11 protein-coding genes are annotated in these 12,770 nt (G+C 58.7%); 3 read left to right on the top strand and 8 right to left on the bottom strand.

The window, feature by feature from the left end; genetic code table 11:
- The 8 genes from IOD40_RS10550 to aceA all read right to left on the bottom strand — a co-directional run bounded on the left by IOD40_RS10550 (position 1) and on the right by aceA (position 8,228).
- Entirely contained in the window at positions 1–972 is a 972-nt protein-coding gene (locus IOD40_RS10550) for an ABC transporter permease subunit (protein WP_198476507.1), read from the bottom strand.
- Between the two features lie 15 nt (positions 973–987).
- On the bottom strand, positions 988–2,130 hold the full coding sequence (locus IOD40_RS10545; RefSeq protein ID WP_198476506.1) for an ABC transporter ATP-binding protein: 1,143 nt from the start codon (positions 2,128–2,130) through the stop codon (positions 988–990).
- Positions 2,131–2,209: 79 nt separating this feature from the next.
- A complete protein-coding gene (locus IOD40_RS10540) occupies positions 2,210–3,307 on the bottom strand; it encodes a polyamine ABC transporter substrate-binding protein (RefSeq protein ID WP_198476505.1) in 1,098 nt (365 codons plus the stop codon).
- Between the two features lie 119 nt (positions 3,308–3,426).
- Positions 3,427–4,737: a glutamine synthetase family protein gene (locus IOD40_RS10535; protein ID WP_198476588.1), complete on the bottom strand. Its 1,311-nt coding sequence runs from the start codon at positions 4,735–4,737 to the stop codon at positions 3,427–3,429.
- A gap of 240 nt (positions 4,738–4,977) precedes the next feature.
- The gene (locus IOD40_RS10530) at positions 4,978–5,919 is read right to left on the bottom strand and encodes a DMT family transporter (RefSeq protein ID WP_407649184.1); all 942 of its coding nucleotides are present in this window, start codon (positions 5,917–5,919) and stop codon (positions 4,978–4,980) included.
- 128 nt (positions 5,920–6,047) lie between these two features.
- Positions 6,048–6,485 carry a response regulator gene (locus tag IOD40_RS10525; protein WP_198476504.1) on the bottom strand — a complete coding sequence of 146 codons (438 nt, stop codon included), beginning with the start codon at positions 6,483–6,485 and terminating at the stop codon, positions 6,048–6,050.
- Between the two features lie 177 nt (positions 6,486–6,662).
- Positions 6,663–6,908 carry an SMc00767 family acetate metabolism repressor gene (locus tag IOD40_RS10520; protein WP_198476503.1) on the bottom strand — a complete coding sequence of 82 codons (246 nt, stop codon included), beginning with the start codon at positions 6,906–6,908 and terminating at the stop codon, positions 6,663–6,665.
- Between the two features lie 30 nt (positions 6,909–6,938).
- Entirely contained in the window at positions 6,939–8,228 is a 1,290-nt protein-coding gene (gene aceA / locus IOD40_RS10515) for an isocitrate lyase (RefSeq protein WP_198476502.1), read from the bottom strand.
- 219 nt (positions 8,229–8,447) lie between these two features.
- On the opposite strand from aceA, the gene IOD40_RS10510 reads away from it, so the two are divergent.
- From IOD40_RS10510 to IOD40_RS10500, 3 genes are all read left to right on the top strand, one after another.
- On the top strand, positions 8,448–9,866 hold the full coding sequence (locus IOD40_RS10510; protein ID WP_198476501.1) for a helix-turn-helix domain-containing protein: 1,419 nt from the start codon (positions 8,448–8,450) through the stop codon (positions 9,864–9,866).
- A 75-nt stretch (positions 9,867–9,941) separates the two neighbouring features.
- The gene (locus tag IOD40_RS10505; RefSeq protein ID WP_198476500.1) at positions 9,942–11,375 is read left to right on the top strand and encodes a glutamine synthetase family protein; all 1,434 of its coding nucleotides are present in this window, start codon (positions 9,942–9,944) and stop codon (positions 11,373–11,375) included.
- Between the two features lie 52 nt (positions 11,376–11,427).
- Positions 11,428–12,735 (top strand): NAD(P)/FAD-dependent oxidoreductase, encoded by a 1,308-nt coding sequence (locus IOD40_RS10500; RefSeq protein WP_198476499.1) that lies wholly within the window; start codon positions 11,428–11,430, stop codon positions 12,733–12,735.
- The last annotated feature ends 35 nt before the right edge of the window (positions 12,736–12,770 follow it).

The following is a 12,770-nucleotide window of genomic DNA, read 5'->3' as shown; positions in this document are numbered from 1 at the left end:
TCAGCGCTCCTGTTCCTGAGCCCGCGCCTGTGCGCGCTGGAAGAACATCATCGGCACCACCAGGATCAAAAGCAATATAACCGCCACCGCCGAGGCGACCGGCCAGTCCCGGTTGCCGAAGAACTCTGTCCAGAGCGTCTTGCCGATCATCAGTGTGGTCGAACCGCCGAGGAGATCTGGAATGACAAATTCGCCAACCGCCGGAATGAAGACAAGAAGGCAGCCGGCAACCACACCCGGCAGCGACAGCGGGAAGGTTATTTTCCAGAATGCTGCAATGGGCGGCGATCCAAGATCCTGCGCTGCCTCTATGAGGGAATAATCCAGCTTTTCCAGCGTCGCATAAAGCGGCAGGACCATGAAAGGCAGATAGGAATAGACGATGCCGATATAGATTGCCGTGTTGGTGTTCATGATCTGCAGCGGCGTGTCTATAATGCCAACCCAAAGCAGGAACTGGTTCAAAAGCCCTTCCGGCTTCAGGATACCGATCCACGCGTAAACGCGGATCAGGAAGCTGGTCCAGAACGGAAGGATCACCAGCATGAGCAAGCCCATGCGCATCGAGCTTGGAGCGCGCGACATCGCATAGGCCATCGGATAACCGACAAGCAGCGCGAAGAATGTGGAAATCCCGGCAATCGTGACGCTGGAGATATAGGCGTTGAAGTAGAGCGGATCGTCCACCAGCCACAGATAGTTCTCAAGCGAGAGCTGCTTCAGGTTTCCCCAAAACGCCGCCAAGCCATCCGCCCAGTCGAAAACCGGACGATATGGCGGCATCGCGATCGTCGTCTCCGACATCGAGATCTTGAAGACGATCGCGAAGGGCGCGAGGAATAATACCAGCAGCCACAGATACGGCACGATAATGACTAGCCGGCTCAGAATGGCCGACAAGATCGTGCCGCCATTGGTCTTCTGGCCGGCAGAAACGTTCCCGCCCCGTGTCGCAGCGCTCGCTTGGGACATAATCAGCCTCTCCAGCTAGCGCGTCAGGACGACGCCGGCATCCGGCGCAAACGAAATCCACGCACGATCCGACCATGTAAGTGGATCATCGCTGATCCGCGCGCTGTTCAGGGCACTGGCTTTGACAACTTGGCCGTCATCCAGCTTGATGTGATAGACCGTCATGTCGCCGAGATATGCAAGGTCCCAGACCTCGCCCTGCATCGCATTGAGGTGCCCTTCCGCAGGCGGCTTGGACGAGACCCGGATCTTTTCCGGACGGATCGCAAACGCGACCTCAGCACCTGGAGCAGCCTCGCCAGCATTTTCAACGGAGATTTGCGCGCCGCTGCCACCGCTGATGACAACGCTGTTGCCGGTGCGGCTGGCAACCTTTCCTTCAAGCAGATTCACACTGCCGACGAAGTCGGCAACGAAACGGGAAGCCGGCGCTTCGTAGATCTCTGCAGGCGTTGCAACCTGCATTACCTGCCCCTTGTCCATGATGGCGATCCGGTCCGCCATCGTCATGGCCTCCTCCTGGTCGTGGGTCACCACCACGAAGGTCAGCCCGAGATCCTGTTGCAGATCCATCAGTTCGAACTGGGTCGCCTCGCGCAGTTTCTTGTCGAGAGCTCCCAGGGGCTCATCAAGCAGAAGAACTTTTGGGCGCTTGGCAACAGACCGCGCGAGCGCCACGCGCTGACGCTGTCCGCCGGAAAGCTGATGCGGCTTGCGCTTGGCGAATTGTTCGAGCCGCGCGAGCTTGAGCATCTCCGCCACGCGCTCCGCGATCGCAGCCTTCGGCATGCCGTCCTGCTTGAGCCCAAATGCGATATTGGCCTCGACCGTCATATGCGGGAACAACGCATAGGACTGGAACATCATGTTGACGGGCCGCTTGTAGGGCGGGATCCCCGACAGGTCCTGACCGTCGAGCAGGATGCGGCCCGACGTTGGCGTCTCAAAGCCGGCCAGCATGCGCAAAAGTGTGGACTTGCCACAGCCCGATGCACCCAGCAGCGCAAAGAACTCGCGCTCGTATATGTCAAGGGACAGGTTGTTGACGGCCGTGAAGTCAGCGAAACGCTTGGTCACGTTCTGGAAGGAAATGTAGGGCCGTGCCTGCGGGTCGTTCCAGGGGGCAAAGCTTCTGCGAATGCTGCCGAGCGATTTCATTACCAAGAATCCCCGTCCCGATCACTAAACTAGCAGGGACACGACGCCGGGATGGTTCCCGGCGTCGCAATTGATGTCATTACTGCCCGGTGACGACCTTGGTCCACATGCGGGTGACAACGCGCTGAGTGCGGGTGTCGTATGGAAGGTGCGTGAACATCTGGCTCAGCGCTTCCTCATTCGGATAGATCGCAGGATCGCTGGTGATTTCCTCATCCACAAATTCCTGCGACGCAAGGTTGCCGTTCGCGTAGTAGACATAGTTGGTGGAGCGAGCGATCACTTCAGGCTCCATCAGATAGTTGAGGAATGCGTGTGCTTCCTCGACATGCGGCGCGTCAGCCGGGATCGCCAGCTGGTCAAACCACATCTGGGTGCCTTCCTTTGGCGCAACATAGGCCACGGTCACACCCTGATCAGCTTCGGCTGCGCGATCTCGCGACTGCAGAACGTCGCCCGACCAGCCCACTGACAGACAAATATCGCCGTTTGCCAGCGCGTTGATGTACTCCGAGGAGTGGAACTTGCGGACGTAAGGACGGATCGCCAGGAACATTTCCTCAACCTTGGCGAAATCCTCAGCCTCATGGCTGTTGGGATCAAGGCCCAGATACTGCAGGGCGATCGGCACCATGTCGCTCGGAGAATCGAGGACGTGAATGCCACAATCGGCAAATTTGGCAGCGTTTTCAGGCTTGAACAGGATATCCCAGGAGTCGATCTTCTCGGTGCCCATGATCTCCACCATTTTCTGGACATTGTAGCCCAGACCGACCGTGCCCCACATGTAGTTGATGGAATACTCGCCACCCGGATCGTACATGTCGGTACGTTGCGTGATGGCATCCCACATATTCTTTATGTTGGGCAGCTTGTCCTTCTGCAGCTTCTGGAACACGCCAGCTTCGATCTGGCGTGCAAGGAACGAACCTGTCGGTGCGACAACGTCATAGCCTGAGCCGCCCGACAATAGCTTCGTTTCGAGAAGCTCGTTGGAATCGAACACGTCATAAATGACGCGGATTCCGGTTTCCTTGGTGAAGTCACTGATGATGGACTCGTCGATATAGTCTGACCAGTTGTAGACGTTGACGACGCGATCCTGTGCCTGAGCGCCGACTGCGAAGGCAGCAGCGGCAAGTCCGACCGACGAAAGCAAAATTGCCTTGCGGATCATTGTGTTCTCCTCTGAAACCCGTTTTTGCCCCGGTCAGACACCGCGCCCTCCCGCTGCATTTTGTTGAAAGCCTATTGACGTTTTTGAACTGCGACAAGCAGTAAAAGCACCAATCAAGCCTAAAGGTAGGTGGTTCTTTCAAGCGGCGTGATTTCAGCCCAAAATGCCATGATTTCCGCGCGCTTCAGGTCCTTGTAGACCTTTGACAGAAGCGGCCCGAGAGCGCGGTCAGCAAAGCGTCCCTTTTCCATGAGCTGGAGCGCCTCGTCCATGTCATCCGGCAGATAAAGCCCTTCATCAGCGTAAGCATTACCTTCAATGGGCGGAGGCGGCACGTCCTTGTTCTCGATGCCCTCGATCATCCCCTGAATGATCGCGCTCATGACGAGGTACGGATTGGCGTCAGCTCCTGCAATACGGTGCTCAACCCGTCGGTTCGCGTCGTTCGACACGGGGATGCGCAGCGCGACCGATCGATTGTTCTCCGCCCATACGGCACGGGTCGGGGCATATGATCCCGGCGTGATGCGGCGGAACCCGTTCCAGGTATTGATGAAGAGAAGCAGAGATTCAGGCATGGTGCGAAGCAACCCAGCAACCGCCGACTCCAGAACCGGACGACCTTCGCTGCCTCCGAATATATTGCGGCCATCTGCGTCGAGCACCGAAGCATGCACGTGCATGCCATTGCCGGCATATTCGAGAAACGGCTTTGCCATGAACGTCGCCGTCATACCGTGCGCGCGAGCGCAGCCCATCACGATGCGGCGCAGCAGGATGACATCGTCGGCTGCCTTGAGCGGGTCAGCGCGATGCTTGAGATTGACCTCGAACTGGCCCGGCGCAGCCTCTTTGATGATCGTGTCGATCGGCAGCTTTTGCGCATGTGCCGCATCCCGGATCATGTCGAAAAGGTCGGCGTGCTCTGCAAGATCATCGAGACCATACATCCGCAGGCGGTCCGGCCCTGCCATGGCGCCCACCGGCGCTGGCATGCCATCGTCCCAGTCGGTCTCGGGGTCGAGCAGGTAGAATTCAAGTTCAAACGCAACGACCGGGAAGAAGCCCTTCGCCTGGATTTCGGCGACCTTCTTCTTCAGGACCTGCCGGGGATCGGCCAAAAACGGCTCACCTTCCGGCGTGAAGGTTTGAAGCAGAACCTGAGCCGTCTTTCGTTTCGCCCAGGGAACGATTGCGAGTGTCCCGCGAGTGGCTCGGCAGTAGCCGTCCTTGTCGCCGGATTCGATGTGGAGACCAGTTTCGGAAACCTCGCGGCCCCAGACATCGAGGCCGTGCAGCGACAGCGGAAAATTGACCCCTTCCCGGAACGCTTTTTTCAGCGCATCAGCCGGGGCCCATTTCCCCCGCATGACGCCGTTTGGATCGACGAGCAGAAATTCGACCGCCTCAAGGTCGGGATGCTCCTCCATAAACGCGCGGTACTCGTGGTCATGCTCGGACACTGCGTTACCGCTTCCACCCGACTCGGCCCCATTATTAGTTGGATCTAAACCTAAAGTTCCACTCTCTACTTCAGCTATTTGCAGGCTTCCGGTCTCCAGAACGCCCGATAGTGTTTCTCGCAAGGTAGACCTGTTTTGTTGTTACTGATTATTACAAGGTGCCCGGCGCCCGTAGGACTGTCAACGGGGGCGACTTCACCCAATCTCCTAGCGAAGTGCGCCAATGCCGGAGGTGCCCGGCCGCTGAGGGCGTGACAGACGAGAAAGCTGCATGCCGATATGCGACAGCAACGCGGCGAACACGATCGCGCCGCCGATGAGCGTGCTGGTGGACGGCACCTCAGCATGGACGAGCCAGACCCAGACGGGCCCCAGCAACGTCTCGAAGGTTGCCAACAGCGCGGCATAAGAAGCCGCGATCATCCGCGCGCCGGTGGCGAAGAACGCCAGCCCCAGCCCGAGATTGACAGCTCCAAAAGCAAACAGAAAGCCCATATCGGTCACAGAGACCTGGACAGAAGAAGCCTGCGTTGCAGCGAACCCCGCCGCCATCAGGGTCCCAAGGCACATGGCCGGTGTCATCCGGACATGGGAAAAACGCCGGGTCGTAACCGTGACGATCGAGAACATGATGACGATCAGCACCGCCAGCAAATTGCCGATGAGTGAGCTACTGGAACCCAGCGAGTCCGAGACCATGACGCCAACCCCGAAGATGACGGCGAAAATCGCGATCCAGGTGAAACGGGGAATCCGCTCCGCGAGCAGCACGAAGGAGAGAAGCGCCGCGACCAACGGTGTGCCGGCCTGTATCAGCAGGATATTCGCAACGGTCGTGTAACCAAGCGCAACGACAAAGGCAGAGGTGCACACCGTAAGGCACGCAGCCACCACGATCCCGGCAATGCCCATGCTGCGGAACATGGCGAGTGTGCCTCGAAGGCCATCACGGACAAGCATGAAGATGACGAGGATAGCCGCCGCCCAGACCGACCGCCAGAAGATGACCGCCCAAGGGTCATCTATCTCGATGAAACGCGCGAACATTCCACCCAGGCTCCAGCAAACAGCCGCGGCGAAGACCAGAACAAATCCAAGCCGCTCATCAGGTGCGGCGGCAGGGGAACTCACGCTGACTGCACTGGCCACCACGATCTCCCGAAAGCTCTGCTCAAGAAGATCGCTATCCAGTTTCCGCGCTCGCCGCGTGGTCCAGTTTGAGCCGCTGATTAGCTCACCTTTGACCCACTTCAATCGGCCCGCCGGGACGTCCCGGCCTAGACTTCGATCTGCTCTGCCAGCTTCTGGAGGATTGGCTGGAGACGATCCGGCATGATCGGCTTTTGAAGCACGATGTCGATGATACTGTCTGCACCGGGGATGGAAAGCTTGCCACTTGCGTGCGATAGCAGGATGACGAAGGGCAACCTTTCTGCCCGGGCATTGCGGCGCTCGGCCAACGGCTCGATCAGACGCGCCCACTCCGCATCATCCGGACTGTGATCGACAATGATCATGGCCGGCTCTTTGGCCTTCAGAATATCAACGTCGGTACCCGGTGCTTCTGCCAGCGCTTTCAGTCCCGCCCGCTCGGCAATCTTTGAAATGACGATCTGATTGATGCGTGAGGGACCGACAACCATCACCAGCTTCGTATCTGGCGTCAGAAATTGCGGCTCCAGCCGGTCGGAGCTGGCAGGCTTGCCATTCAGCATTGCAGATCTCTCCCCCGGAAGCCCCCCGCGAGTTGCCACCTCGCACGAACTTGCTGTGTCTCTTGCAATCCAAGATGAGAGTCAATAGTCGAGCCGGACTACCTGTCCGGATACTGCATCTAAAAAAGAAGAAGACGACCTATTTCAAGGCCGTCTTCCTCTTGTTTACTTCTACCCTCAGGCAGCATCACGCGACTGGGTAACAATGACAGGGATCATCAGGTCACCCCAATTGCCATCTCCGCCATGATGCCGCGCCGAGCGAACCAGTTCGACGGAAACCCCCGCCTCGACAGCCCGCATCACAGACTGGTTCAAGCGATGCAAATCGTTCGCGAGCATCCTGATCGTGGCCTGCTGATCGTCGTTCATGGCAGAGGCTTGTTCTTCTGCCCTTTCCTTGACGCGTGTTTTGGGGGTCATGGTTCTCTCCTCGCTTTGGGGACTTGCTTGCTATTCCGCTGCCGGGCGGAACTGCTCCGTTTCAGTGGATTCCTTCATGGCAGTCGTCGAAGACTGGCCGCCCGTGATTGCAAGCGACACGGCATCGAAATAGCCGGTGCCAACTTCGCGCTGATGCTTGGTCGCGGTGTAGCCGTTGGCTTCCGCCGCAAACTCGGCTTCCTGCAGTTCGGAATAGGCCGCCATCTGGCGGTCCTTGTAACCGCGTGCCAATTCGAACATGCCGTAATTGAGCTGGTGGAAGCCGGCGAGCGTGATGAACTGGAACTTGTAACCCATGGCTCCGAGTTCGCGCTGGAACTTGGCTATGGTGGCGTCGTCGAGGTTCTTCTTCCAGTTGAAGGAAGGCGAGCAATTGTAGGCGAGCTTCTTGCCCGGATGCACCTTGTGAACCGCCTCTGCGAACTTGCGCGCCTGCTCCAGATCCGGCTTGCCGGTTTCCATCCAGATGAGGTCGCAATAAGGCGCATAGGCGATGGCGCGGGCGATGCATGGCTCAATGCCATTCTTCACCTGATAGAAGCCTTCAACCGTGCGTCCGGCATCATAGTCAACAAACGGCTGGTCGCGCTCATCAATGTCCGAAGTCAGAAGCTTTGCGGCTTCCGCATCCGTACGGGCAACGATCAGTGTCGAGGTACCCATTATGTCAGCTGCCAGCCGGGCCGCATTGAGGTTGCGGATATGCGCCGCGGTCGGGATCAGAACCTTGCCGCCGAGGTGGCCGCACTTCTTTTCGGAAGCCAGCTGGTCCTCAAAGTGAACACCGGCAACCCCCGCCTCGATGAAAGCTTTCATGATTTCAAACGAGTTCAAAGGACCGCCGAAGCCGGCTTCGGCATCGGCAACGATCGGGGCGAACCAGGTCTCGACCGACAGGCCATTGCCTTCCGATGTCTCGATCTGATCTGCGCGCTGCAGTGTGCGGTTAATGCGCTTGGCAAGTTCCGGGGCGGCATTTGCCGGATAAAGCGACTGATCCGGATACATGGCGGAGGCCGTGTTGGCATCGGCTGCAACCTGCCAGCCGGACAGGTAGATTGCCTTCAGACCAGCGCGTACCATCTGCATCGCCTGGTTACCTGAAAGTGCGCCCAGCGCGTTGACGAAGTCCTCTTCGTGGATGAGCTTCCACAAACGGTTCGCACCGTTTTCGGCCAATGTGTACTTGATCTGGACCGATCCACGCAGCCGCTCAACATCAGCGACCGAATAGGGCCTCTCGATGCCGTCAAAACGACCGGCTGGAGCGCTCGGGATCAAGTTGTAAAAATCAGTCATGATGAAATTACTCCGTCGGTGGCATGTGTTTCCAGTACCTGCGCTAGGCGCCGTCTCTCGTGACTTGATTTACATTGCACTGCGAAGAGAGCCGAGAACTATGCGGATAATCGCCACCAAAATCGGGTGAATTTGTACTGGCGTTAACAAGAAACGGGTGTAAAGTTGTAAAGAATGTAAAGGGGGAACATCTGTAAATGCTCATACAAACGGGGCGTCATGGCTGAGCAAAAGATCTTCGCTGGCCCACGCATCCGCCGCGTGCGGAACGCGCTCGGCCTCACCCAGACCGCCATGGCGCAGGGCCTTGGCATCTCGGCTTCGTACCTGAACCTGATTGAGCGCAATCAGCGCCCCTTGACCGTTCAGCTTCTTCTTAAGCTATCCTCGGTCTACGACGTTGAGCCCGACGAATTGCAGGCCGAGGCTGGCGGTACCGTTTCCGCGATGCGCGAAGTCTTCGCCGACCCGCTTTTGGTCAGCGAACTACCGGGCGATCAGGAGCTCATCGACCTCATCGAAACCGCGCCCAACGCATCTGCGGCGATGATCAAACTCTTCCGCGCATACAAGGAGCAGGCAGAGCGCCTTACGGACCTGTCGGAAATGCTCGCGCGTGAAGGTCGGGCGACCTCGCTTATATCCGCCCGGCTCCCAATGGATGAAGTCAGAGAAACGTTAGAGCGCCGGCCAAACTATTTTCAATTCATTGAGGATGAAGCGGACGCGTTCATTCAATTGCTCCAGCCCGGAGACGATCTGAGCGGGGCGCTGAAAGGCTGGCTGCGCAGGGAGCACGGGATCGTAGTTCGAACCTTGCCGGTCTCCACCATGCCGAACTGGCGACGGCGTTATGACCGCCACTCGCAGCGCCTGTTCATCTCCGAGCGCCTGTCACCATTCGACCAGTTGCGGGAGGTCGCGATGGAGGCCTGTCTCATCCGCATGCAGGTGGCGATCGCCGCCGAGCTGAAGGCACTGGACCTCGGAAGCGATGAAGCACGCCGCCTCGCGCGGTTTGAGTTGGCCCGCTACGCGGCTCACGCCTTGATGATGCCCTACCAGGCATTCCTCACCGCCGCCCAGCGCGCTCGATACGATATTGACGTATTGCGATCGCGGTTTGGCGTGTCCTTCGAGCAGGCCGCCAACCGTCTGACCACCCTTCAGCGACGCGGCGCCTCCGGCATCCCGTTCTTTATGCTTGAAGTGGACAATGCCGGCAATCGCTTTCGCCGCGCGGGAGCGCATGGATTTCCTCATGGACGGTTCGGCGGCGGTTGTCCAAAGCTGCCCGTCCATGCGGCTTTCGCACAACCTGGACAAATCCTTGTCGAGGCGGTGGAGATGCCCGATGGCGCGGCATTCCTCACCTTTGCGCGCACGCTGGAAGGGCCGCAGGGCGCGTATAATGAAAGACCGAGGCGCACTGCACTGCTGCTTGGCTGCGATCTCGAGCACAAGACCGAGATCGTTTATTCCTCCGCCTTGCCAGCCCTTTCAGCAGCGACGCCCGTCGGGCCTGCCTGCCGCCTGTGCGAACGCGTCGGTTGCCTCGCACGCGCCGAACCACCTGTGACACGACCCTTGGGCCTCGATGAAATGGTTACTGGTCTCAGCGCATTCGACTTTCAATAGCAAAGATTAGCCACCCCTTCCCTTTCCCAATACGTCATGGCTATAGTCGCTACATTCCAACTCTATTGGTGATTGATGTCGGTCCAGAAAAAGGAACTCCGCTCCTCTAACCGCGGCGCTCGCAATCGAATTCCCGCCTTCGTCGAAAATCAGCGAGGCGTTAAGAACTGGCAGGAAGCCTCCGCCTGGCTCGAATGGCGAGGCATTGAAGACATAGAGTGCATCACGCCCGATCAGGCAGGGGTCGCTCGCGGCAAGATGATGCCGTCGAAGAAATTCACCTCGAACACATCTCTTGCTCTCCCGTCAGCCGTTTTCATGACGACCATTTCGGGACGCTATCCAGAGGATGGCAACGGCTTCGTCTATCCTGAAGACGATGGCGATCTGAAGTTGATGCCCGACCTGACCACGCTATCCGTCGTGCCTTGGGAAACAGACCCGACCGCACAGGTAATCTGCGATCTCGTCAACCAGGATGGCCGCTTCGTCGAGTTCACGCCGCGCAACGTCCTGCGCCGCGTTGTGGAAGCTTATGCCCAGCGCGGGCTCAAGCCTGTCGTGGCACCCGAAATCGAGTTTTATCTGGTTCGCAAGAACCCTGACCCGGACTATCCGTTGGAGCCGCCAGTGGGTCGCAGCGGCCGGGCGATCGGCGGCGGACAGGGCTATTCGATCGCCGGCGTCAACGAATTCGACGAGTTGATCGACGACATTTACCACTTCTCCGAAGGTCAGGGTCTCGAGATTGACACCCTGATCCATGAGGAAGGCGCCGGTCAGCTCGAAATCAATTTGCGCCACGGCGATCCGATCGAGCTCGCCGATCAAGTATTCATGTTCAAGCGCACGATCCGCGAGGCCGCGCTGAAGCACGGAACCTACGCCACCTTTATGGCAAAGCCGATCCAGGGACAGCCGGGATCGGCAATGCACATCCACCAGTCGATCGTCGACATCAAGACCGGCCAGAACATCTTCACCGGGGAAGATGGTGAAGAGACCGAGGCGTTCCGCCACTTCCTGGGCGGCATGCAGCGCCATGTTCCGGGCGCCCTCATCATGCTTGCACCTTATGTTAACTCATACCGTCGCCTGACGCAGGCTGCTTCGGCACCAGTGAACACCAAGTGGGGCTATGACAACCGCACAGTTGCGTTCCGGGTGCCGCGCTCGGATCCGGCAGCTCGCCGTGTCGAAAACCGTATCCCGTCCTCCGATGCCAACCCGTACCTTGCTCTGGCTGCCTCTCTGGCCTGCGGCCTGATCGGAATGGTGCAAAAGGAGGAGTGCGAACAGCCGGTCCACACCGCCGCAAACGAAGATGCGATCGATCTTCCCCGTGGGCTTCTTGAGGCGGTTGAACTGTTCGAGCAGGACGACGCGCTACGGGAAATTCTCGGTGAGGCTTTCGTCACCACCTATGCGGCGGTCAAGAAGGCGGAATTCGAAACGTTCATGGAGGTCATCAGTCCCTGGGAACGAGAATATCTGCTGTTGAACGTGTGAGGCTTGCCGTCTCGCACAAAGGTTCACACACAACCGTTCTCCGGTACCTTCCATGTCTCATTCTTCAGTAGCATCAACCTACCTTTCGCCGATTTCTCCTGGCCTCTCCTGGTACGAAGACACGGTCGGCGAGCGTCCTGAATATCCACCGCTTGATGGCGATGTCTCGGCTGATGTCGTGATCATCGGCGGTGGCTTCACCGGACTTTCTGCTGCCGCACATCTGGCAGCTGCCGGAACCAGCGTCGTCCTCATAGAAGCGCACCGTTTTGGCGACGGCGCCTCGGGCCGCAATGGTGGTCAGATGGGGACCGGCCAACGCGAGTGGGTAGAAGAGACGGAAGCCTCGCTTGGCTTTACGAGGGCCAAGGCCCTCTTCGATCTGGCAGAAGAGGCAAAGGCGCACCTTCTCTCCTTCGCCAAGACCAATGGCATCGAGATCGACTTCATGCCGGGTCAGCTTTCGGTCGCGCACAAGCCCCGTTATGTCCGACACTATCAGGAGCACGTGGAGATCATGGCCTCGCGCTATGATTATCCGCACATCACCTTCATGGACCGGAAGGAGACGGAGCAGAGGCTTGGTTCGACGCACTATCATGGCGGAATACGGGACACGGGGACCGGGCACATTCACCCGCTCAAGCTGGTCGTCGGCACCGCCCGCGTAGCCGCCCAGGCAGGTGCTACGCTCCATGAAGGGACACGAGCGACCGGGATCTCGTCACAAGGCGGCAAGGTGCGAGTGACCACAGCCAAAGGCACGATCACCGCTTCCAAAGCTCTGATCGCCGTCAACGCCTACAACGACAAGCTCGAACCGATCACGTCATCGCACGTCATGCCAATCGGATCTTTCATCGGCGCTACTGTCCCGCTCGGAGACGATTGCCCGGTTCTGCCTGGCTACGAGTCGGTCGACGATTCCCGTTTTGTCGTCCGCTATTTCCGCCGCTCCAGGGACGGGCGGCTGCTGTTCGGGGGACGCGAGATCTACGCGCCGGGCGATCCCAAGGATTTGCACGGCCCGATCAGGCGGCAAATTGTTGAGGTCTATCCGCAACTGAAGGATGTCGAGCTGACCCACAGCTGGGGCGGCTATGTCGGCATCACAATGCCGCGAACCCCGTTCGTGCGCGAGGTCATGCCGAATGTCATCTCGGCTGGCGGCTATTCAGGCCACGGGGTGATGCTGTCGAATTTCGTCGGAAAGCTTTTCGCCGAGACAGTTCTCGGCAACCGGGAGCGGCTGAGACTATTTGAAGAGCTCAAGATCCCGCCATTCCCCGGCGGAACGAAGCTGCGTACACCACTCCTGTTCCTTGCCCTGAACTGGTACGCCATGCGCGACCGCTTCTGAGGCAAGACGCAAGATGGGCCGCGCAAAGCACGGCC

The organism is Aquamicrobium zhengzhouense (assembly GCF_016124105.1).
In the GTDB taxonomy this organism is placed as follows: Bacteria; Pseudomonadota; Alphaproteobacteria; order Rhizobiales; family Rhizobiaceae; genus Aerobium; species Aerobium zhengzhouense.
This window is presented reverse-complemented; position numbering and strand designations above follow the sequence as displayed.

Bases quoted from the DNA above. Each gene is read 5' to 3' on its own strand.
- IOD40_RS10540 (WP_198476505.1), bottom strand. From the start codon at position 3,307: ATGATCCGCAAGGCAATTTTGCTTTCGTCGGTCGGACTTGCCGCTGCT.
- IOD40_RS10535 (WP_198476588.1), bottom strand. From the start codon at position 4,737: ATGGAGGAGCATCCCGACCTTGAGGCGGTCGAATTTCTGCTCGTCGAT.
- IOD40_RS10550 (WP_198476507.1), bottom strand. From the start codon at position 972: ATGTCCCAAGCGAGCGCTGCGACACGGGGCGGGAACGTTTCTGCCGGC.
- aceA (WP_198476502.1), bottom strand. From the start codon at position 8,228: ATGACTGATTTTTACAACTTGATCCCGAGCGCTCCAGCCGGTCGTTTT.
- IOD40_RS10525 (WP_198476504.1), bottom strand. From the start codon at position 6,485: ATGCTGAATGGCAAGCCTGCCAGCTCCGACCGGCTGGAGCCGCAATTT.
- IOD40_RS10520 (WP_198476503.1), bottom strand. From the start codon at position 6,908: ATGACCCCCAAAACACGCGTCAAGGAAAGGGCAGAAGAACAAGCCTCT.
- IOD40_RS10545 (WP_198476506.1), bottom strand. From the start codon at position 2,130: ATGAAATCGCTCGGCAGCATTCGCAGAAGCTTTGCCCCCTGGAACGAC.
- IOD40_RS10505 (WP_198476500.1), top strand. From the start codon at position 9,942: ATGTCGGTCCAGAAAAAGGAACTCCGCTCCTCTAACCGCGGCGCTCGC.
- IOD40_RS10500 (WP_198476499.1), top strand. From the start codon at position 11,428: ATGTCTCATTCTTCAGTAGCATCAACCTACCTTTCGCCGATTTCTCCT.
- IOD40_RS10510 (WP_198476501.1), top strand. From the start codon at position 8,448: ATGGCTGAGCAAAAGATCTTCGCTGGCCCACGCATCCGCCGCGTGCGG.